The organism is Shewanella algicola, from assembly GCF_014648035.1.
GTDB lineage: Bacteria > Pseudomonadota > Gammaproteobacteria > Enterobacterales > Shewanellaceae > Shewanella > Shewanella algicola.
This window is the reverse complement of sequence record NZ_BMQI01000015.1, coordinates 31,688-52,106: the sequence shown is the minus strand read 5'-3', so window position 1 is coordinate 52,106 and position 20,419 is coordinate 31,688. Positions and strand designations below refer to the sequence as shown.

20 protein-coding genes are annotated in these 20,419 nt (G+C 43.4%); 16 read left to right on the top strand and 4 right to left on the bottom strand.

Annotation, left to right across the window (positions count from 1 at the left end; translation table 11 throughout):
* Positions 1 to 324: 324 nt before the first annotated feature.
* Together IEY42_RS08425 and IEY42_RS08420 are read left to right on the top strand one after the other, a co-directional pair.
* The gene (locus tag IEY42_RS08425; RefSeq protein WP_188924845.1) at positions 325 to 1,173 is read left to right on the top strand and encodes a DNA ligase; all 849 of its coding nucleotides are present in this window, start codon (positions 325 to 327) and stop codon (positions 1,171 to 1,173) included.
* A gap of 60 nt (positions 1,174 to 1,233) precedes the next feature.
* On the top strand, positions 1,234 to 1,728 hold the full coding sequence (locus tag IEY42_RS08420; RefSeq protein WP_188924844.1) for a low molecular weight protein-tyrosine-phosphatase: 495 nt from the start codon (positions 1,234 to 1,236) through the stop codon (positions 1,726 to 1,728).
* A gap of 41 nt (positions 1,729 to 1,769) precedes the next feature.
* On the opposite strand, the gene ylqF is transcribed toward IEY42_RS08420, so the two are convergent.
* Both ylqF and IEY42_RS08410 read right to left on the bottom strand, forming a co-directional pair.
* On the bottom strand, positions 1,770 to 2,711 hold the full coding sequence (ylqF, locus tag IEY42_RS08415; RefSeq protein ID WP_188924843.1) for a ribosome biogenesis GTPase YlqF: 942 nt from the start codon (positions 2,709 to 2,711) through the stop codon (positions 1,770 to 1,772).
* A 140-nt stretch (positions 2,712 to 2,851) separates the two neighbouring features.
* Positions 2,852 to 3,691 (bottom strand): isopenicillin N synthase family dioxygenase, encoded by an 840-nt coding sequence (locus IEY42_RS08410; protein ID WP_188924842.1) that lies wholly within the window; start codon positions 3,689 to 3,691, stop codon positions 2,852 to 2,854.
* A 156-nt stretch (positions 3,692 to 3,847) separates the two neighbouring features.
* On the opposite strand from IEY42_RS08410, the gene IEY42_RS08405 reads away from it, so the two are divergent.
* Positions 3,848 to 4,759 (top strand): bifunctional methionine sulfoxide reductase B/A protein, encoded by a 912-nt coding sequence (locus IEY42_RS08405; RefSeq protein ID WP_188924841.1) that lies wholly within the window; start codon positions 3,848 to 3,850, stop codon positions 4,757 to 4,759.
* Between the two features lie 374 nt (positions 4,760 to 5,133).
* Here the strand turns inward: IEY42_RS08405 and rne are convergent, their stop codons facing one another.
* Positions 5,134 to 8,565: a ribonuclease E gene (gene rne / locus IEY42_RS08400; protein WP_188924840.1), complete on the bottom strand. Its 3,432-nt coding sequence runs from the start codon at positions 8,563 to 8,565 to the stop codon at positions 5,134 to 5,136.
* Positions 8,566 to 9,191: 626 nt separating this feature from the next.
* On the opposite strand from rne, the gene rluC reads away from it, so the two are divergent.
* Positions 9,192 to 10,148 carry a 23S rRNA pseudouridine(955/2504/2580) synthase RluC gene (rluC, locus tag IEY42_RS08395; protein ID WP_188924839.1) on the top strand — a complete coding sequence of 319 codons (957 nt, stop codon included), beginning with the start codon at positions 9,192 to 9,194 and terminating at the stop codon, positions 10,146 to 10,148.
* Between the two features lie 41 nt (positions 10,149 to 10,189).
* Positions 10,190 to 10,837 (top strand): HAD family hydrolase, encoded by a 648-nt coding sequence (locus IEY42_RS08390; RefSeq protein ID WP_373292805.1) that lies wholly within the window; start codon positions 10,190 to 10,192, stop codon positions 10,835 to 10,837.
* Between the two features lie 96 nt (positions 10,838 to 10,933).
* Here the strand turns inward: IEY42_RS08390 and IEY42_RS08385 are convergent, their stop codons facing one another.
* On the bottom strand, positions 10,934 to 11,551 hold the full coding sequence (locus IEY42_RS08385; protein ID WP_188924837.1) for a Maf family protein: 618 nt from the start codon (positions 11,549 to 11,551) through the stop codon (positions 10,934 to 10,936).
* A gap of 249 nt (positions 11,552 to 11,800) precedes the next feature.
* Between IEY42_RS08385 and yceD the strand changes: the two genes are divergently transcribed.
* The 11 genes from yceD (at position 11,801) to cctA (ending at position 20,265) form a co-directional block, all read left to right on the top strand.
* The gene (gene yceD, locus IEY42_RS08380; protein ID WP_188920372.1) at positions 11,801 to 12,325 is read left to right on the top strand and encodes a 23S rRNA accumulation protein YceD; all 525 of its coding nucleotides are present in this window, start codon (positions 11,801 to 11,803) and stop codon (positions 12,323 to 12,325) included.
* A gap of 18 nt (positions 12,326 to 12,343) precedes the next feature.
* A complete protein-coding gene (gene rpmF, locus IEY42_RS08375; protein ID WP_011496728.1) occupies positions 12,344 to 12,514 on the top strand; it encodes a 50S ribosomal protein L32 in 171 nt (56 codons plus the stop codon).
* 15 nt (positions 12,515 to 12,529) lie between these two features.
* Positions 12,530 to 13,558, top strand: coding sequence for a phosphate acyltransferase PlsX (gene plsX / locus IEY42_RS08370; protein ID WP_188920374.1), 1,029 nt, complete (start codon positions 12,530 to 12,532; stop codon positions 13,556 to 13,558).
* An 8-nt stretch (positions 13,559 to 13,566) separates the two neighbouring features.
* Complete coding sequence (locus IEY42_RS08365) at positions 13,567 to 14,526, top strand: beta-ketoacyl-ACP synthase III (RefSeq protein WP_188924836.1); 960 nt, start codon at positions 13,567 to 13,569, stop codon at positions 14,524 to 14,526.
* A gap of 30 nt (positions 14,527 to 14,556) precedes the next feature.
* Complete coding sequence (gene fabD / locus IEY42_RS08360; protein ID WP_188924835.1) at positions 14,557 to 15,483, top strand: ACP S-malonyltransferase; 927 nt, start codon at positions 14,557 to 14,559, stop codon at positions 15,481 to 15,483.
* A 10-nt stretch (positions 15,484 to 15,493) separates the two neighbouring features.
* Positions 15,494 to 16,240, top strand: a complete 747-nt coding sequence (fabG, locus tag IEY42_RS08355) for a 3-oxoacyl-ACP reductase FabG (RefSeq protein ID WP_188920380.1) — start codon at positions 15,494 to 15,496, stop codon at positions 16,238 to 16,240.
* 163 nt (positions 16,241 to 16,403) lie between these two features.
* Complete coding sequence (acpP, locus tag IEY42_RS08350) at positions 16,404 to 16,637, top strand: acyl carrier protein (RefSeq protein ID WP_011496723.1); 234 nt, start codon at positions 16,404 to 16,406, stop codon at positions 16,635 to 16,637.
* Positions 16,638 to 16,801: 164 nt separating this feature from the next.
* Positions 16,802 to 18,043, top strand: coding sequence for a beta-ketoacyl-ACP synthase II (gene fabF, locus IEY42_RS08345; RefSeq protein ID WP_188924834.1), 1,242 nt, complete (start codon positions 16,802 to 16,804; stop codon positions 18,041 to 18,043).
* 110 nt (positions 18,044 to 18,153) lie between these two features.
* On the top strand, positions 18,154 to 18,642 hold the full coding sequence (locus tag IEY42_RS08340) for an acyl-CoA thioesterase (protein ID WP_188924833.1): 489 nt from the start codon (positions 18,154 to 18,156) through the stop codon (positions 18,640 to 18,642).
* Positions 18,643 to 18,656: 14 nt separating this feature from the next.
* Entirely contained in the window at positions 18,657 to 19,532 is an 876-nt protein-coding gene (locus tag IEY42_RS08335) for an NAD(P)-dependent oxidoreductase (protein WP_188924832.1), read from the top strand.
* Positions 19,533 to 19,932: 400 nt separating this feature from the next.
* Positions 19,933 to 20,265 (top strand): tetraheme c-type cytochrome CctA, encoded by a 333-nt coding sequence (gene cctA / locus IEY42_RS08330; RefSeq protein ID WP_188924831.1) that lies wholly within the window; start codon positions 19,933 to 19,935, stop codon positions 20,263 to 20,265.
* The last annotated feature ends 154 nt before the right edge of the window (positions 20,266 to 20,419 follow it).

The window sequence follows — 20,419 nt, the reverse complement described above, 5'->3', positions numbered from 1 at the left end:
AATGATCTCTCAGCGAGAGTTTAAAAGGGCTTAAACAAGGCGTATGACTGAATGAATAGTTGTTCTCTTTCGAAGTCATGCAACGCAGTGTAAGCCCTTTTAAAACTCGCCTGAAAGGAATGTCTCAGCCGCTTTTGCTCTGCATTCTCGCTATTTGAAAGGGAACAACCATTACTACATAGCGACGCCTTAATCAAAAAACGCTGGACGCATTCTGAGTGGTCACTTATTAATGCACAATGGTATTGGTCGGAATGCACGAGTAGTGACCTTGTACTAGGCTTATCTTTGCCATGAGGCACAAGCTATTGCCAAGGATTGACTATGTTACGTTTACCCTGTGTTGTTTTTTTACTTATTTTCACGCTCTGCAGTTTTCCCTGTGTTAGTGAGCGCCTAACGATCCCCGAAATACAACTCGCCAGTCAGTATTCTGATGAATTGATAGTCGCTGATTATTTAGTCAGTGAAAAGCTCGATGGCGTAAGAGGCTATTGGGACGGTCAACAAATGCTGACTCGTAGTGGTCGTAAAATCGATTTACCAGAATGGTTTACTCAACATTTTCCGCGTTATGCCCTAGACGGTGAATTGTGGATGGACCAGGGTTTATTTGAACAAATTTCGGCACTCGTTCGCACCAAACATACTGAAGATGATGAATGGCAGCAGGTGAAATACATGTTGTTCGATTTACCTTCACACAAAGGGACGTTTGAGGCTCGTTATCATGCCATGCAACAACTTGTTGCACAGGTAAACGTAAAGCAGTTACAGGTGATTAAGCAACAAACGATAACCAGTACCGAGGCATTATTTGCCGAGCGAGATAAGGTGGTTGCCGCCGGCGGTGAGGGGCTAATGTTACATTATCGACAAGCGTTTTATACGGTAGGGCGAAGCCCACATATTGTAAAACTTAAGCCTAAATATGATGCTGAGGCGGTGGTTATTGGCCATAGTGCCGGTAAAGGCAAATATCATGGTATGGTGGGGGCGTTAACGGTAAAAAATCAACAAGGGATTATTTTTAAGATTGGCAGTGGTTTAACCGATAAACAAAGACAGGATCCGCCAGTCATTGGCGCTATTATCACTTATCAATATTTGGGGTATACCCAGAAAGGCACGCCACGATTTGCGACATTTTTACGTGAGCGCCCGCCGCAATAAATTTAGGTCGCGATTAACTCAAACAACAATTCGTTTAACATCTCATAACAGGTAAGCGACATGATTGATAATGCATATTTAGCTAAGGTTTCTTCGGTATTATTTGTGTGTATGGGCAATATTTGCCGCTCACCTACGGCTGAGGCCGTATTTAAACAACAAGTTAAGTTGCATGGGTTGTCGTTAAGGGTCGATTCAGCTGGCACTATTGCTTACCACAAAGGTAATCCGCCAGACAGTCGTAGTGTTGCTGCAGGTACCAAGCGAGGCTTAGATTTTTCAGGAATGAAAGCAAGACAAGTGCGAGAAGAAGATTACGAACAGTTTGATCTTATATTGGCAGCTGATAACGATAATGTGCACGATTTACGTGAGCGCTGCCCAGCCCAATATCGTTATAAAATACACTTAATACTCGATTTTACACCTGGTGATGTGACAGAAGTACCCGATCCATATTATGGCGGAGAACGAGGATTTGAACAGGTGATTGATTTGCTTGAAACCAGTCTTGCTGCATTAGCAACCCAACTGGTTTCAGCCAGAGTCGGTTAATCATTGAACTTTGCTTAGCGAAATGATTAACCTTGAATGGGTTAGTCGTTGTGACGTTTACCAGAGCGTTTGAGTTTTTCCTGGGCGATTTTTTGTTGTTTAAGCGCTTCTTTTTCTGCAAGTAGCCGCGCGACTTCAACTTTTTCAATTTCTGCCATTTCTGGGGTTTCTAGGCTTAATAAGCCAATGCGTCCTGAGCGATAATCGTGTAACAACAACTCTGATACTTTGTGGTAATCAATACGACCACCAGGACGAAGTGCACCACGAGAGCCTGCGATAGCTTCAAGCAAACCAATGTCGGTGTAGGGTAATGAACTCAGCTTATAACGTTCAAGCATGGCTTCTGGATAGGCTTTTAAAAAGTATTCAGCGGCAAACATTGCAACATCTTCATATTCCATTGCGGTGTCTTTAATGGCGCCAGTAACGGCTAGGCGGTAGCTACTGGCTTCGTTGTCTACTTTTGGCCACAAAATACCTGGGGTGTCTGAAAGTACAATACCATTACGTAAATTAATCCGTTGTTGGGTTTTAGTCACCGCCGGTTCGTTGCCGGTCTTGGCAATGGTGCGTCCAGCAAGGGTGTTGATGATGGTCGATTTACCCACGTTCGGGATCCCCATAATCATGGTGCGAATGTCTTTTTCCATCACATCACGATGAGGCACTAACTTACGGCAAATATCAGGAATGCTTTTGACCATGCCTGGCTGTAAGGTGGTAATTGCAGAAGCCTTGACGCCTTGCTCACGTTCAAGGTACTCAATCCAACGCTCAGTAACCGCAGGATCGGCTAAATCAGATTTATTCAGTAATTTAATACAAGGTTTATCGCCACGAAGTTGTGACACCATAGGGTTTTCACTGCTGTAGGGAATGCGCGCATCGAGCACTTCAATAACCAAATCGACCTGAGGCATTGCCTCTTCAATCTCTTTGCGTGCTTTATGCATGTGTCCTGGATACCACTGAATTGCCATGATGTTGCCTTATAACCGAATGCCTATTCGATTGATTAACTGAATAAACAATCGAATGTGATCAAAAGCGCTATTGTACCTTGTTAGTTTACTAAAAGCATAAAAAAAGCGCCCTAAGGCGCTTATCAAAAGCTAATGGGTTAGATAACACCTAACTCACGTAGTCTTTCCATCAAGTAGCTGTCAGCGGTATAACGTTCAGACAAGACCACGTCAGGATTAGGATGTAAAAATAATGGCAATGAGATACGCGACTTGGTTTTGTCGGTACCTTCAGGATTAATAACCCGATGAGAGGTTGATGGGAAATAACCGCCTGAGGCTTCCTGGAGCATATCCCCGATATTGATAATAATGCTGCCGAAATCACTTGGCACATCAATCCATTCACCTGTTTTAGTTTTTACTTGTAAGCCAGGTTCATTGGCGGCCGGCAATAAGGTGATTAAGTTAATATCTTCATGAGCAGCTGCGCGAATAGCACCCATTTCTTCATCACCCTTCATTGGTGGGTAATGCAAAATACGCAGTAAGGTTTTTTCACTTTGAGCAATCATATCTGGCAGCGGAATTGAATATTTTGCTGCTACGTCTGCTGGTGTGTATTGCTCAATCCAGCTTAGTAGTTCTGAGGCTAATGCATTAGCGTGCTCATAATACGCTAGGATATTCGCGTGCAGAGAGTCAGGAATTCGGCCCCAAGGATACACATGATAATATTCTTTGATATCTTTGACTGTGTTGCCTTTGGCGGTTTCTGATACCGATGCTGGGAAAAAGCCATCATGAGTTTCAGCTTTAAACAAAAAGTCATGCTTTTTTTCAGATTGAAAGAACGCGTACCATTCTTGGTAAATGTTTTCGACAAGTTGTTTCTGGATAGGGTGGTTAGATAATACCCCAAACCCCGTTTCTCGCAGTGACTCGACAAAACGTTCAGCACTATCAGGTGCTAAGTAATCAATTGTATTTAGTTTCATTATATATTTCTTATTAGTGTGTTGACCCGCGCTAATGGTAACCTTAGTCACACTTTGTCGCAATTATTTGCGCGTGTTCAAATGATGTGGGATGAACTTGTGTCATCTATTACGCGTATTGTTTATTTATGAGGCAAAAAATCAGTGAGATTAGTAATGAATAACTTAACCGAATTTGAAAAATACGTGATTGAGCAAAAAGGCACCGAGCGACCATTTAGTGGTGAGTATGTCGACTACGATGCTCAAGGGGTGTATTGCTGTAAAAAGTGTCTTGCACCTTTATATAAAAGTGAACATAAATTTAATGCGCATTGCGGTTGGCCGGCGTTTGACGATGAAATCGCAGGCGCGGTAAAACGAACTCCCGATGCTGACGGACGCCGAGTTGAGATTACCTGCCATCAATGCGGTGGCCATTTAGGCCATGTGTTTGAAGGAGAGATGTTAACGGACAAAAACATCCGTCACTGTGTTAATTCAGTCTCTATGGTGTTTAAACCCGTGGATGAATTAAACCAAGTTGTTAGTCAAACTCGCACCCAGCAAGCCACTTTTGGGGCTGGATGTTTTTGGTGTGTTGAAGCTATTTTTGCTCAGCTAAACGGTGTGTTGAGTGTTCAGTCTGGTTATTGTGGCGGTGATGCCAGTGATGCTAATTACGATGCTGTATGCTCTGGTAAAACGGCTCATGCCGAAGTTGTACATATCACATTTGACCCGAACATCATAAATTACGAGACATTATTAACGGTACTGTTTGAAAGCCACGATCCGACCACATTAAACCAGCAAGGCAATGACAAAGGGCCACAATATCGTTCAGTAATTTTTGCTCACAATAGTCAGCAAGTCGATGCGGCAAATACGTTTATTGATGACTTAACTGCCCAGCGTATTTGGCCTAATCCGATCGTGACTCAAATAACAGCCTTTGATACTTTTTATGCTGCTGAAAGTTATCATGATGATTACTTCGCTAAACATGGTGAGCAGCCTTATTGTCAGTTAGTGGTTAAACCCAAGTTTGACAAAGTGATGGCGAAGTTTGCAGATAAACGTAAGTAACCTGATCTCGGGATAATAAACGCCTTTCAAACAGTCCTTTACCCTGCTAACTGCGTTGATTCGGCTTACAATAGGCTAGCTATTGTAAGTGTCAATTAGCCTTATTAGCTAACAAATGACAAGCTTGAAAGTGAGTTGGGTTAACTGTTGATTTTAAATAACATCAGTTCATCCCTTATCCCAAGTTCAGGTTAAGTAGTAGTACTTGTCATTAGATGACAAAAAAGGGGCGATTGAATATCAATTGCCCCTTTTTTTATTCAGCGATAATGTTCTGCGTGTGACATCTGCGAAAACAACCTTTAAAAAACCCACAAAAAAGCCATGCTAAGCATGGCTTTTAAAATCAACAAGTGTAATCACTTTTAGTGATATTACTTACCTGGGCGAGCCATACCTGATGATGCACTGTTAGACATCACTGATTTTGGCGCACTGGTTTCAGCTTGTGCTTCATAAGCTCTACCTTGCGGTACTGCTTGTTGTTCACGAACTTCTACTGTTGGTTTAGTCATATCAGACGACACCATTGAACCAAAACGACTGGTTTTAGCAGGCGATTTTGGCGCAGTTTCAACGGGGGTTGTAGTATCAGCTTTCGCTTCAACTTCAACCGAGGCCTCAACAACTGTTTCAGTTTTCACTTGGCGTGCTATTGGTGCAGGCTTTGCCATTGGCGCAGAAGCATTAGATGCAGACTTGTCACGAGCCTCTGACTCAGCAGCAACCGGTTCTGCAGCTTTAGGTGCTTCAACTGCGGTTTCTACAACAGGCTCTGCAGCCTTAGGTGCTTCAACTGCGGTTTCTACAACAGGCTCTGCAGCCTTAGGTGCTTCAACTGCGGTTTCTACAACAGGCTCTGCAGCCTTTGGTGCTTCAACTGCGGTTTCTACAACAGGCTCTGCAGCTTTAGGAGCTTCAACTGCTGTTTCTACAACCGGCTCTGCAGCTTTAGGAGTTTCAACTGCTGTTTCTACAACCGGCTCTGCAGCTTTAGGAGCTTCAACTGCTTGAGTGTCAGCTTTTGCTTCTGACATGTCTTCAGCATTAGCGTCAGGAGCATTGTCTTTAGACTGCTCAGCATTGAGCTGTTTCTCTAACTCATCAACAGAAGTAAATACCGCCTGTTGAGTTGTGTCATTATCATCTCGGCGACGACGTTGACCAGCAGCACGTAGGTGACGTGGGCTGCGACGACTACGACGTTGACCTTCACGGCCTTCGCCTTTTGCGTCATCAGATTCGCTGTCGCTGCTTTCTGTTGAATCGTCATTGACGGCTTCTTGTGCGGTAACGACTGTGTTAGCTGTTTCAGTGGTATCTTTAACCGAATCGTTTAGCGCAGAGGTTGTTTGCTCAGCGTTATCCGATTTGGTTTGTGTTTCCACTTTGACTTCTGCAGTCTCTACAGCGGCAGCATCTTCTGTGACGTCTTTAACGGCTTTTTCAGCCGTGTCTGTCGCTTCAGAGTTTGTAGTTGGCTTAGTCTGTTTGTCTGCTTGCTCACTTCTGTCTTTACGTGGCTGGCGACGACCGCGTGCAGGTCTTGTATCTACTTTTTCTTCAGTGGCTTTAGGTTCAGCTGTTTTAACTTCAGGTGCATCAACTATTGCTGGTTTATCAGTTGCAGTGTTATTGGCTTCGTCTGCGTTAGCCGCTTTAGCGGTAACAACTTCACTTTGCTCGTTTTCAATACGTACTTTGCGACGCATGTTGCGACGTTGACGACGCTCACGAGCGGCTTCTTGCTTAGGAGACTTCTCAGTGCTTGCCTTGGCCTCTGCAGCTTTTGGCTTATTGGTCTGCTGTAGCGCTTTGTCCGTTTTCTCATTACGCGGCTTGTTTTTAGCGTTGTCGTCTTGTGCATTGTTTTTGCTGTTACGATCGTTACGCTTATTACGAGTACGTAGCTCATTAGCGTCTTTCGCTTTATCGCTGTCATTACGTTGACGACGGTTGTCGTTGCGGCTTGAGTTGCGATTGCTGTTTTCGTTGCGGCTGTCATTACGACGAGGACGACGATTATTCGTTTGTGATGCACCTTTTGCTGGCGCAGCAGGCTTCGTCTCTTTCGCTTCGCTGTCATTAGTTGAAAAGAATGCACTAATTGCCGACGCGATTCGAGCAAAAAATCCTGGTTGAGACGGCGTTGCCGCAACAGCTGCTTTAGCTGCAGGAGCCTGAGTTGGGGCCGCTTCAACAGGTGTTGCTTTTTGTGGCGCTGCAAAGCCTTTTAATGCTGGCTCTGGAGAGGCTGCACGTTCAAGTTTGCGTGGTTCGTATAATGTTGATGACGGCTTTTCAACACGCTTGTAGCTAGATTCGCTCACTTCATCATCGTTCTTACGACGAACAACACGGTAATCTGGCGTTTGCATGTGTGCATCTGGAATGATGTACACTTCAACTTCATGACGCTCTTCAGTAATACGGATTGCTTTACGTTTTTCGTTTAACAAGAATGCCGCCACATCAACCGGCACAATGGCTTCGATTTGAGTGGTATTTTCTTTAATGGCTTCTTCTTCCATTAAACGTAAAATAGATAACGCTAGCGATTCGGTACTACGGATCGTGCCCTGACCATGACAGCGTGGGCATAAATGCGCTGCAGATTCTTCTAATGAAGGACGTAGGCGTTGACGTGACATTTCCATTAGGCCAAAACGAGATATACGGCCTAATTGCACACGTGCACGGTCATGATGTACGGCATCACGCATACGGTTTTCAACTTCACGTTGATGACGAACAGGCGTCATGTCGATAAAGTCGATAACCACTAAACCACCTAAATCGCGTAGACGTAATTGACGGGCAATTTCATCAGCAGCTTCAAGGTTGGTGTTTAATGCGGTTTCTTCAATGTCGCCGCCTTTAGTGGCGCGCGCTGAGTTAATATCAATTGATGTCAGAGCTTCAGTAGGGTCAATAACGATTGAGCCACCAGAAGGTAAGCGCACTTCACGTTGGAACGCAGATTCAATTTGCGACTCAATTTGGAAGTGAGTAAATAAAGGCACTTCTGATTCATATTGCTTAACACGCTCTACGAAATCAGGGCGAACTAAACCTATGTGCAGTTTAGCTTCTTCGTATATACGTGGGTGATCGATAAGGATTTCGCCAACATCGCGACGTAAATAATCACGAATTGCACGAACAATGACGTTACTTTCTTGATGAATTAAGAATGGCGCAGCTTTACTTTGTGCGGCTTCTTGAATGGCATCCCAGTGGTGCTGTAGAACTTTTAAGTCCCATTTTAATTCGGTAGATTCTTTACCTACACCTGCGGTACGCACAATTAAGCCCATGCCATTTGGCACTTCAAGCTCAGACATCGCTTCTTTTAATTCGGTACGCTCATCACCTTCAATACGACGAGAAATACCGCCAGCACGTGGGTTATTCGGCATAAGGACTAAGTAAGAACCCGCTAAACTGATAAAGGTTGTTAGTGCAGCACCTTTGTTACCACGCTCTTCTTTATCGATTTGCACGATAACTTCTTGACCTTCCTGCACCACTTCTTTGATGTTAGGACGACCTTGGAAAGAATAACCTTTAGGGAAGTATTCGCGGGCAATTTCTTTCAGCGGTAAGAAACCATGGCGGTCTGCGCCATAATCAACAAACGCCGCTTCAAGTGAGGGTTCTACACGAGTGATTTTACCTTTATAGATATTTGATTTTTTCTGTTCGTGACCAGGACTTTCGATATCTAGATCATACAGTTGTTGCCCATCTACTAGGGCAACACGCAACTCTTCTGATTGAGTTGCATTAATTAACATACGTTTCATGATGACGTGATTCTTCTAAATGAGGTCATCAAACAACACGATCTTTTTGCATTACGGGCCTGAATTAATCGGTATAACCTCACGGTTAGATCCAGGCAATTAGGTGCTCATTGCTGTAAAACGCAGTCGCTGCGTGTCGCATCCTATTTATGGCTTATTTTCTAATATCTACAAAAACAAGGAATTCGTTGAATTACAACCAACCCCATAAATTATGGTATTTAATCCGTTAATGCCCAAGTCGAATCGGTTTGTTTGATAACAAGCTAAAATATTGTTCGAATTTGGGGCGATTTACTGCAGTTAAATTGAAATCTTTACTGAAAACTTACGGTTTAATTGTCGAAACGTTTCTTGTCGTTTTTTATTTAAATACAATTTGCAAATCAATGGTTTGCTACCGATAAAGCTCATTTTTTTAATTGCAGTTTTTTCGCATTTGGTGAAAGTTGTGAACACTTTATCCACTGTTTACTCTCAACCTGAGCGCAAATATAGCAACAAACGCTATTTTCATCAATCAAAAGCCCATATTCTTTCGTGTATTTATTTCAAGTCTACTATGGCAATAGCCAATCATTTGCAAGATAAGGTACACTATTGCGGTTACTACTATATGGCGCATCATGAATACTCAAACCACCCCCCAAGTTGAATACGTAACTATCGACGAAGATCATTTTGAACAACGCATCGATAATTTTTTGCTGACTAAATTAAAAGGCGTACCGAAAAGCATGATCTATCGGATTGTGCGTAAGGGAGAAGTGCGTGTTAATAAAAAGCGCATTAAGCCAGAATACAAATTACAGATTGGTGACATCGTGCGTGTTCCGCCGGTGCGCATCGCCGAGAAAGACCATCGCACTGCACCGTCGGCAAATTTATCTCGAGTATCGCAACTTGAAGATCGAATTATCCACGAAGACAATCATTTAATCGTTATGAACAAACCGGCAGGTATTGCTGTGCATGGCGGCAGTGGTGTGGACTATGGCGTAATTGAAGGTTTACGCTCACTGCGGCCGCAACAAAAGTTTTTAGAGCTAGTTCACCGCTTAGATAAAGATACATCAGGTGTGTTACTTGTTGCTAAAAAACGCAGTGCATTAAAGCATTTACACGAGCAACTGCGCAGTAAAACCATGCAAAAAGATTATTTAGCCTTGGTTCGTGGTGATTGGCAAGCCACCGATAAAGTAATCAAAGCGCCTCTGCTTAAAATTACTCTAAAGTCGGGTGAGCGTATTATGCGGGTTAATAAAGAGGGTAAAGAGTCTGAAACGCGCTACAAAATCATGCAACGCTATCAAGGGTGTACTTTGGTAAAAGCCAGTCCTGTGACTGGGCGTACGCACCAAATTCGTGTTCACTGCCAGTATGCAGGTCATGCGATTGCTTGCGATGATAAATACAGCGAGCAGCAATTTGATGACAGTATGAGAGCATTAGGTTTGGACCGCTTGTTTTTACACGCGGCTGAGCTTAAGTTTACTCATCCTGAAAACAACGAAATCATGCAGGTCAAAGCACCATTAGACGAAGTATTACTCAATACATTGGATAAGCTTAAACGCACTTAAGCAAGATTGTTGTGTGTTGAATGAAGAAAATAAGGCATAACGTGAAGAGTCAAGACAAAGCATTTGATTTAGTCATCTTTGATTGGGATGGCACATTAATGGACACAGTCGGTAAAATTGTCACTTGCATGCAAAGTGTGGCGCAAGAGTTAGCGTTAACAGTGCCTACTGAACAACAAGTGAGAGATGTGATTGGATTGTCTTTGCCGAGCATTATGCCGATTTTGTTTAGCGAGCATCAAAACCATCAACAGATTATTGATTGTTACCGTCGCCATCATGTTGCGAGCGATTATCCAACACCGTTATTTGACGGGGTGGAAGCGTTGATTAAACAATTGCATGAAGCGGGTTATCAATTAGCTATCGCAACAGGCAAAGCACGGGAAGGGTTAGATAAGGTACTTGAATTGACTGGGCTCAATCAGTATTTTCATGCATCACGTTGTGCCAGTGATGCACAAAGTAAACCGCATCCAGAAATGCTCCATGCTTTATTGAGTCATTTTGATGTGACGGCCGATAAAGCCATCATGATTGGTGATTCCATTCATGATTTAACCATGGCCAATAACGCTAATATGGCCAGTATTGGGGTGAGTTACGGCGCTCATGATGAAGCTCGACTACAAAGGCTTCAGCCTTTGGCTATTGTAAATAGCCCTTCTGCAATCCGTGATTACTTGTAATATGATGTTGGGCTTCATGATATTGATTGAAAGCCCTCATTTACACACTGCTTTTTTGTAAAATCTGTTTACTTCCCGCCTACTTATTATTTAAGACTAACTTCTCATCACTGATGACTTGCTTAACACATCTAAACCCTGCTGTTGTAGCAAATCAATTAGCTTAATCAGTGGCAAACCAATCAAGGTATTGGGGTCATCACCTTCTAGGCGGCTAAACAATGCAATTCCGAGTCCTTCACTCTTAAAACTGCCAGCACAATAAAGTGGTTGTTCCACTTCGACGTAATTACGGATCTGTGCTTGGGATAACGTTTTAAAATGAACGATAAAAGGTTCGATGCACGACAACATTTGTTTGGTTGTTTTGTTATATACCGCAAGTCCAGTATAAAACGTAATGGCTTGACCTGATGCCGCCGTAAGCTGGGCTATTGCATTGTCGACCGAATAAGGTTTACCCATGATCTGGCCGTTGATTACCGCAACTTGATCTGAGCCAATAATTAATTCCGTCGTCTCTGTATGGGGTGTTAATTTTGCCCCTGCGAGCGCTTTTTGTTCAGCTAAACGTTGTACTAATGCTGTAGCTGTTTCGTTTTGCAGAGGTGATTCGTCTATATCTGGGTTAACGCAGTCAAATGTGAGCATTAATTTCTGTAATAACTGTAGACGGAATGGTGAGGTCGATGCGAGTACAATATTGAAATTCATAAATTTTATTTCACTGATCCGTGGTCAATAATTGATTATTGTGCAGTTTACTGCATTCATTGGGTTAAATGGAGTATTTTTCACCGAGTAATGCTTGTGTGATGGGGTTTGGTTCGGTAAAATTTGCCAACTTTCAAATTCAATGCCGGATAAAAGAGTACCTAAATAATCAGTGTTAGGTGAGGTTGCCGTATTTTTACGGAAATTTTCTTTGACTCCAGCGTTTTCAAACTATAATATGCGCGCCTTATGCAAACAGTAAAGATACCGGTTTCAATTGATCCTATACGCGCTGCCTCAAGCGGCCTTCGTTATGAAGGTTATGTGCCAGGTAAGCAACTAAAGCGATTAAGCGAGTTATGTGCCGGCGACTGTTCCGACGTAGTTGTGTCGTTGGAATGTGGCGTCGATTTACAGGGGATAGTCTACCTTCGCGGGAAGGCTGTGACGGAGCTCACTCTGCTATGTCAACGTTGCATGACACAATTTACTACCGAGGTTACGGTCGACTTTTGTTTTAGTCCTTGTCGGACTGAGGCAGAAATCGATGAGCTCCCGGATGCGTATGACCCAATTGAGTGTAATGAGATTGGTGAAGTACGTCTGCATCAATTGATTGAAGATGAATTGATAGTCGCTATGCCTATCATCCCTATGCATGAAGATACTGATTGCAGCCAGGGATCGAAAGATGTAGTTGTAGGCGAGATCGACCCCGCTCAAGAGGAGCGTCCAAATCCGTTTGCAGTGTTAGAAAAACTGAAGAGCAAGTAATCGTAGGAGACAGGTCAAATGGCTGTACAACAGAATAAAAAATCACGTTCAAAGCGCGGCATGCGTCGTTCACATGATGCATTGAGCACTGCTCAATTATCTGTAGACGCGACTAGCGGTGAATTACATCTACGTCACAACGTGACTGCTGATGGTTTTTACCGCGGTAAAAAGGTAATCAACAAGTAATTTGTTGACTATCTGATGACAAATCTGACGCTTGCGTTAGATGCGATGGGGGGCGATCACGGTCCCCACGTGACAGTGCCTGCAGCGATGCAGGCATTGAAATTTCATAGCACCCTCAAAATTATTTTGGTTGGTAATCAAACCGAAATACAAAAATATCTACCTGAAACTCCCTCAACTTATCTTGATCGTATCGAAATAATTCACACTACCGAAGTTGTCACAATGTGTGATAGGCCCGTTCATGCTTTGCGTTCTCGTAAAAACAGCTCGATGAGACTTGCGCTTGAATTAGTACGTGACGGAAAAGCGGCCGCCTGTGTGAGTGCTGGGAACACAGGCGCGTTAATGGCAATGGCTAAGGTGTTATTAAAAACCTTACCAGGCATTGATAGACCTGCGTTAGTGTCTTGTTTACCCGCAATGACGGGCAAGCCGGTTTATTTACTCGATTTAGGCGCAAATGTGTCTTGCGATTCAGAAGCCTTATTTCAATTTGCCATTATGGGATCAGTGTTATGTGAAGCTGTCCATAAAAAAGCACGCCCGAAAGTGGCACTATTAAACGTAGGCATTGAAGAAGTAAAAGGTAACGATCAAGTTCAACAAGCAGGTCAGTTGCTTCAACATACTGATCAAATCAATTACATTGGTTTTGTTGAAGGCGATGAAATATATACCGGTAACGTGGATGTGATTGTTTGTGATGGTTTTGTGGGTAATATTACCCTAAAAACTTCTGAAGGCATTGCCAAGTTATTAGTGCACCAATTAAAGCGCGGTTTAAAAGACGGCTTTTTTGTTCGTTTACTCTCCAAACTCATCGCTCCACACATACAAGCTGTTCTCAGTAAGATGAACCCCGACCACTATAATGGTGCAAGTCTGATAGGATTGCGCGGAATAGTAGTAAAGAGTCATGGTAACGCGGATGAAGCTGCATTTTTACAAGCATTAAATTTAGCAGCAACAGAAGCAAAACGTCGTCTTCCTGAAATGATTAAAGATCGTTTGGAGTCGATTCTTTTAGACATCAATAGCTGATCTCATATATGCACACAAAAATTCTCGGAACGGGCAGCTATCTGCCTGTGCAAGTACGTAGCAATCAAGATCTCGAAAAAATGGTTGAAACCAATGACCAATGGATTGTTGATAGAACTGGTATCTCTGAGCGGCGAATCGCTGCTACAGATGAGTCGGTTGCAACCATGGGCCATCAAGCGGCATTAAAAGCACTTGAAATGGCCGGCATTGACGCCAGCGAGCTCGATATGATTGTTTGCGGCACAACCAGTGCAACCAATGCATTCCCGGCAGCTGCCTGTGAAATCCAAGCTTTACTTGGCGTTAAGAATATTCCGGCCTTTGATATTGCAGCTGCGTGTTCAGGCTTTGTATATGCATTGTCAGTTGCAGACCAATTTGTGAAAAACGGTGCAGCTAAAAAAGTATTAGTCATAGGCGCAGATGTGTTGTCGCGCATGTGCGATCCAGCAGATCGAACAACCGTTATTCTATTTGGTGATGGTGCTGGCGCAGCCGTGATTGGCGCAAGCGATAGCCCAGGTATTATTGCAACTCATATTTATGCCGACGGCAGCCAGGGCGACTTATTAAAGTGCGCTTTTCCTCCTCGCTCGGGTGAAGGTTCAGAAGCCGTTAGTTTCATGACCATGAAAGGCAATGACGTATTTAAAGTTGCGGTGACACAACTATCGAATGTGGTTACTGAAACCTTACGCCTCAATAATGTCGATAAATCTGAAATTGATTGGTTAGTGCCGCATCAAGCCAACTTCCGCATTATTAATGCCACCGCGAAAAAACTCAGCATGAGTTTAGATAAAGTGGTACTCACCCTTGCTAAGCACGGTAATACCTCTGCAGCTTCAGTGCCTATCGCGCTTGATGAAGCCGTACGAGATGGTCGTATTCAACGCGGACACCTATTATTACTCGAAGCCTTTGGTGGCGGTTTTGCCTGGGGCAGTGCGTTAATTCGTTTTTAATTATTCATTTATTTATACAGGTAAGCGTTTATGGAAAATGTTGCTTTTGTATTTCCAGGTCAGGGTTCTCAGGCCTTAGGAATGTTAGCTGAACTCGCACAATCTCACGAGATTATTGGGCAAACTTTTGCCGAGGCGAGTGATGCATTAGGCTACAATTTATGGGATCTTGTGGCAAATGGCCCAGTAGAAACCTTAAATGAAACAGACAAAACTCAACCAGCGTTATTAACTGCAAGTGTTGCTATTTGGCGCGCTTATCAAGCATCAAACAAACCGATGCCTTCATTACTTGCAGGTCACAGCTTAGGTGAATACTCAGCGTTAGTGTGTGCTGGTGTGATTGAGTTTACTGATGCGGTTAAATTAGTTGAATTGCGCGGTAAATTAATGCAACAAGCCGTTCCTGCGGGCTCTGGTGCGATGTTTGCTATTATTGGTCTTGCGGATGATGCTATTGCTGTTGCATGTGAAGAAGCTGCTGAAGGTGCCGTTGTGAGCCCTGTAAATTACAACAGCCCTGGACAAGTCGTGATTGCCGGTGAAAAAGCCGCAGTAGAGCGCGCAGCCGCTGCGTGTAAAGCCGCAGGCGCTAAAATGGCTGTTGCCTTGCCTGTTAGTGTGCCGTCTCACTGTGCGTTAATGAAGCCCGCAGCTGATGAATTAGCTAAAGCGTTACTTAACGTGACGTTTTCTGCGCCAACGATTAATGTGGTTAATAACGTTGATGTGGCAATGCCCACAGAAGGCGAGGCGATTAAAGACGCATTAGTACGTCAATTATATTGTCCTGTGCGCTGGAGTGAGACGGTTGAGTTCATGGCGACACAAGGTGTTACAAATTTAGTTGAGTGCGGTCCAGGTAAAGTGTTAACGGGTTTAACAAAAAGAATTAATAAATCGATATCCGCTCAAGCAGTCAATGATGTTGCTTCATTTGCAGCATTAACCGAATAAAGGAGTTTTTATGAGCTTTAGCATCAGTTTAGACGGTAAGGTAGCGCTTGTTACCGGTGCGAGTCGTGGCATTGGCCGTGCAATTGCTGAATCGCTACAACAAGCTGGCGCAGTTGTTATTGGTACCGCAACCAGTGAAAAAGGCGCTGCAGCAATTCAGCAATACCTAGGTGACAAAGGCTTTGGGATGGTGTTAAATGTCACTGATACTCAATCGGTTGCCGATTTATATAGCCAGATCAAAGAAAAAACGGGTGAGGTTGATATTCTCATCAACAATGCGGGTATTACCCGCGACAATTTAATGATGCGAATGAAAGACGATGAATGGCAAGACATTATCGACACAAACTTGACGTCGTTATTTAAATTGTCTAAACCAGTAATGCGATCTATGATGAAAAAACGTTTCGGACGTATTATCAGCATCGGTTCAGTAGTAGGTACAATGGGTAATGCTGGTCAAGTAAATTACTCGGCAGCAAAAGCGGGTTTGATTGGATTTACAAAATCTCTTGCAAGAGAGGTTGCATCTCGTCAAATAACAGTGAATGCTATTGCACCTGGATTTATTCAGACTGATATGACAGATGAGCTGACACCGGAGCAGCAACAAGCTATTATGTCGCAAGTTCCGATGGAACGTTTAGGGCAAGCACAAGAAATTGCCAATGCAGTATTGTTTTTGGCCTCAGATTCAGCCGCTTACATCACAGGCGAGACATTGCATGTGAATGGCGGTATGTACATGGTTTAAGGGCGATAGGTAGGTAACTACCTTCATTTGAGTCAGGGTTAGTGATAATTCAATGTTAATTTTTGTGGTTAGACCACAAAATCTATGCTTGCATTGTTATCTAATTCGAATAAACTACTCTCAATCTTACGCAAGTGCGTAATTTGAATAGGAAAGAAAACTAATGAGCAACATCGAAGAACGTGTAAAGAAAATCATCATCGAACAACTTGGCGTTAAAGAAGAAGACGTTAAATCAGCTGCTTCTTTTGTAGACGATTTAGGCGCTGATTCTCTAGACACGGTTGAATTGGTTATGGCTCTAGAAGAAGAGTTTGATACCGAGATCCCTGACGAAGAAGCTGAAAAGATCACTACTGTTCAAGCAGCGATCGATTACGTTTCTAAGAATCAGTAATCAAGAATTCACATTAACAGGCGGCATTTATGCCGCCTGTTTTTGTTTAAAGCATTTGTAAACGCTCGTTCCATTTAATTGCACTAGAATACCCCCCCTTATATCTCTTTTTAGCGTTATCGCAATAATGGCATCGTGGCAGATTTTATTTAAAGGTGAATATCATGTCTAAACGTCGTGTCGTCATCACAGGTCTTGGACTTGTGACTCCAGTAGGTAATGATGTCGAGTCTTCTTGGAATGCCTTATTGGCAGGCCAAAGTGGTATTGCGCCAATCACTAAGTTTGATGCCAGCGAATTTGGCACCCGTTTCAGTGGTTCGGTAAAAGATTTTAACGTCGAACAATATTTATCAAAAAAAGATGCGCGTAAAATGGATTTGTTTATCCAATACGGCATGGCTGCTGGCATTCAAGCCGTTAAAGACTCTGGTCTTGATATGAGCCAAGAAAACCCATCGCGAGTAGGCACAGCAATTGGTGCTGGTATGGGTGGCATGTGGTTAATTGAACAAGGCCATTCAGCATTACTTAATGGTGGACCACGTAAAGTGTCACCATTTTTTGTGCCAAGTACCATCATTAACATGATTGCTGGGCATTTATCGATTATGTATGGCATGACTGGCCCTAATTTTGCTGTGACCACTGCTTGTACTACCGGTGTGCATAATATTGGTTTTGCTGCCCGCACAATTGCTTACGGCGATGCCGATGTGATGGTTGCTGGCGGTGCAGAAGATGTGACCAGCCCATTAGGTGTAGCCGGTTTTAGTGCTGCTAAAGCATTGTCGACACGCAATGATGATCCCACTGCGGCAAGTCGTCCATGGGACAAAGACCGTGACGGCTTTGTGATTGGCGATGGCGCGGGTGTGATTGTGATGGAAGAGTACGAACGTGCTAAAGCGCGTGGTGCCAAAATTTATGGCGAATTAGTTGGCTTTGGCATGAGTGGCGATGCATTTCACATGACATCACCTCCAAGTGATGGCGCAGGTGCTGCCGCTGCAATGGTTAACGCCATTAATGATGCTAAAATTGAAAAAGAGCAAGTGGGTTATATTAATGCCCATGGCACTTCAACGAATGCCGGTGATAAAGCAGAGGCTGCAGCGGTTAAAGCGGTCTTTGGTCCTCACGCTTATGATTTGTTAGTGAGTTCAACCAAATCAATGACCGGACATTTACTGGGCGCGGCAGGTGCCATTGAAGCCATCATTACCTTGCTTGCACTGCGCGACCAACATGTGCCGCCAACAATTAACCTAGATAACCCTGATGAAGGGTGCGATTTAGACTTTGTTGCGCACACCTCTCGTCGTCATCAATTTGATTACGCCTTATGTAACTCATTTGGATTTGGTGGCACAAATGGCTCGTTGTTGTTCAAAAAAGCTGATTAATGTACATGATTTAAAAAAAGCGCCTAGTGCGCTTTTTTTGTAAAAGTACTCAGTGTATCGTTGTCGATTTGAATGACGTGCGGTACACCATCGAATGAATTGGAGGCTTTATGGCCGGTAAAGATAGACAGCTTACATTGCGTTTTTTGGCCGAACCTGCAGATGTTAATTTCGGCGGTAAGGTGCACGGTGGTGCGGTGATGAAATGGATCGATTTAGCGGCTTATGCCGCTGCAGCAGGATGGAGTGGTAAGTATTGTATTACTGTTTATGCTGGCGGCATTCGTTTTGTTAAACCCATTCATGTCGGTAATATTGTTGAAGTGACGGGTAAAGTGATTTATACCGGTACAACATCAATGCATATTGGCATTGATGTTAAAGCAGGCGATCCAAAAGATTCAGATCGTCATTTAACCACGCATTGTATTGTTATTATGGTTGCTGTTGACGATGAAGGTCATCCAACATCGGTTCCTGAATGGATACCGGCAACGACAGATGATGTTCGCTTACGCGATAGTGCATTACGCTTGATGGATATGCGCAAGCGTATTGGCGCAGAAATGGAAGCTCACGTTAAACCTTCAGTTGAATAAATAAGGAAAACATCATGGCCAAAGTCGCATTTATTGGTTTAGGCGTTATGGGGTACCCGATGGCGGGGCATTTAGTTAACAGTGGCCATGAGGTCACCGTCTACAATCGTACCGCCGCAAAAGCCGCTAAGTGGGTTGAGCAATATGGTGGTCAATCTGCCGCTACACCAAAAGATGCAGCGAAAGGCCAGGATATTGTGTTTACCTGTGTCGGTAATGATGATGACCTTCGCCAAGTGGTGTTGGGTGAGAAAGGTGTGATTCACGGCATGCATGCAGGTTCAGTGTTGGTCGATCACACGACAGCTTCTGCGGATGTTGCTCGTGAGATAGCTGCGCATATTAAACCGTTTAATATTGCTTTTTTAGATGCGCCTGTGTCTGGAGGTCAAGCCGGGGCTGAAAATGGTGTGTTAACCGTCATGATGGGTGGCGATCCTGTCGACTTTGATGCCATTAAACCTGTGATTACTGCATATAGCCGCTGTGCTGAATTGTTAGGGCCGGTGGGCTCAGGGCAATTAACCAAAATGGTTAATCAAATTTGTATTGCTGGTGTGGTTCAGGGGTTAGCTGAAGGGCTTCACTTTGCCAAAAGTGCCGGTTTAGATGGCCTTAAAGTGATTGAAGTTATCAGTAAAGGTGCAGCGCAAAGTTGGCAAATGGAAAACCGCTATCAAACCATGTGGCAAGGTAAATACGATTTTGGTTTTGCGATTGATTGGATGCGTAAAGATTTAGGTATTGCATTAGATGAAGCGCGCCGAAATGGCAGTCATTTACCCGTTACAGCATTAGTTGATCAATTTTACTCGGAAGTACAAGCAATGAAAGGTAACCGTTGGGATACCTCGAGCTTACTGGCACGTCTTGAAAAGACACGCGATTAATATCACCTTTAATTGCAACCATTGCTTTAGCCCCAATATGTTGGGGCTTTTTATTGTGTTATATCAATAAGCATTAAACCGACATGTTTTACGCATCACCGTTGTGTTTGATAGTAGCGTTAACAGTTCAAAATTGCAGTTAACTTGAATTTATTGACTAAAAACCATCGAGTTACATGATGTAGCGCACATATTCTAGTAGATAACACTGCTATTATTACTTAATCTAAATTAATTTTGCTTAAAGTTAATTGGTTAACTACTTTTATATAGTCTATTGATTTTGATTGATGTGATCTATAAAGAGTTGGGCTTTTTTAAGTGAAGTATCGTGCTGCTGTGTTTGTTCCGCATCGGTTAAAAAGAATGCGAATATACACACATAATGGAGGAATATAAGATGAGCAATAAACTACTTAGTGCGTTGTTTGCCGCTGGATTTGCTGTAATGATGTCTTCAGCATCATTCGCTGCTGATGAAACTCTTGCTGAGTTTCACGTTGAAATGGGTGGCTGTGAAAACTGTCACGCTGACGGCGAGCCATCAGCTGATGGAGAATTTGAGTTCGAACAATGTCAAAGTTGTCACGGCTCTCTTGAGGAAATGGACGCTACTCACCAAGCGCATGACGGCATGCTAATGTGTGCTGATTGTCACGCGCCTCATGAAATTACTGTAGGTGAAAAACCAACTTGTGATACATGTCATGATGATGGTCGTACTGCAGAATAAGCTGTTCGAATAAATTCAAAATACCGACATTCGTGTCGGTATTTTTGTTTCTGCCTCATCTTAAAATCCCCCTTGCAGATGATTTGTATACCTCTTTCGAGGTATACAAAGTCTATTGTTTTCAAGTAGATACGCACTTCAATTGTGCCACCTT

Bases quoted from the DNA above. Each gene is read 5' to 3' on its own strand.
- IEY42_RS08425 (WP_188924845.1), top strand. From the start codon at position 325: ATGTTACGTTTACCCTGTGTTGTTTTTTTACTTATTTTCACGCTCTGC.
- IEY42_RS08420 (WP_188924844.1), top strand. From the start codon at position 1,234: ATGATTGATAATGCATATTTAGCTAAGGTTTCTTCGGTATTATTTGTG.
- ylqF (WP_188924843.1), bottom strand. From the start codon at position 2,711: ATGGCAATTCAGTGGTATCCAGGACACATGCATAAAGCACGCAAAGAG.
- IEY42_RS08410 (WP_188924842.1), bottom strand. From the start codon at position 3,691: ATGAAACTAAATACAATTGATTACTTAGCACCTGATAGTGCTGAACGT.
- IEY42_RS08405 (WP_188924841.1), top strand. From the start codon at position 3,848: ATGAATAACTTAACCGAATTTGAAAAATACGTGATTGAGCAAAAAGGC.
- rne (WP_188924840.1), bottom strand. From the start codon at position 8,565: ATGAAACGTATGTTAATTAATGCAACTCAATCAGAAGAGTTGCGTGTT.
- rluC (WP_188924839.1), top strand. From the start codon at position 9,192: ATGAATACTCAAACCACCCCCCAAGTTGAATACGTAACTATCGACGAA.
- IEY42_RS08385 (WP_188924837.1), bottom strand. From the start codon at position 11,551: ATGAATTTCAATATTGTACTCGCATCGACCTCACCATTCCGTCTACAG.
- yceD (WP_188920372.1), top strand. From the start codon at position 11,801: ATGCAAACAGTAAAGATACCGGTTTCAATTGATCCTATACGCGCTGCC.
- rpmF (WP_011496728.1), top strand. From the start codon at position 12,344: ATGGCTGTACAACAGAATAAAAAATCACGTTCAAAGCGCGGCATGCGT.
- plsX (WP_188920374.1), top strand. From the start codon at position 12,530: ATGACAAATCTGACGCTTGCGTTAGATGCGATGGGGGGCGATCACGGT.
- IEY42_RS08365 (WP_188924836.1), top strand. From the start codon at position 13,567: ATGCACACAAAAATTCTCGGAACGGGCAGCTATCTGCCTGTGCAAGTA.
- fabD (WP_188924835.1), top strand. From the start codon at position 14,557: ATGGAAAATGTTGCTTTTGTATTTCCAGGTCAGGGTTCTCAGGCCTTA.
- fabG (WP_188920380.1), top strand. From the start codon at position 15,494: ATGAGCTTTAGCATCAGTTTAGACGGTAAGGTAGCGCTTGTTACCGGT.
- acpP (WP_011496723.1), top strand. From the start codon at position 16,404: ATGAGCAACATCGAAGAACGTGTAAAGAAAATCATCATCGAACAACTT.
- fabF (WP_188924834.1), top strand. From the start codon at position 16,802: ATGTCTAAACGTCGTGTCGTCATCACAGGTCTTGGACTTGTGACTCCA.
- IEY42_RS08340 (WP_188924833.1), top strand. From the start codon at position 18,154: ATGGCCGGTAAAGATAGACAGCTTACATTGCGTTTTTTGGCCGAACCT.
- IEY42_RS08335 (WP_188924832.1), top strand. From the start codon at position 18,657: ATGGCCAAAGTCGCATTTATTGGTTTAGGCGTTATGGGGTACCCGATG.
- cctA (WP_188924831.1), top strand. From the start codon at position 19,933: ATGAGCAATAAACTACTTAGTGCGTTGTTTGCCGCTGGATTTGCTGTA.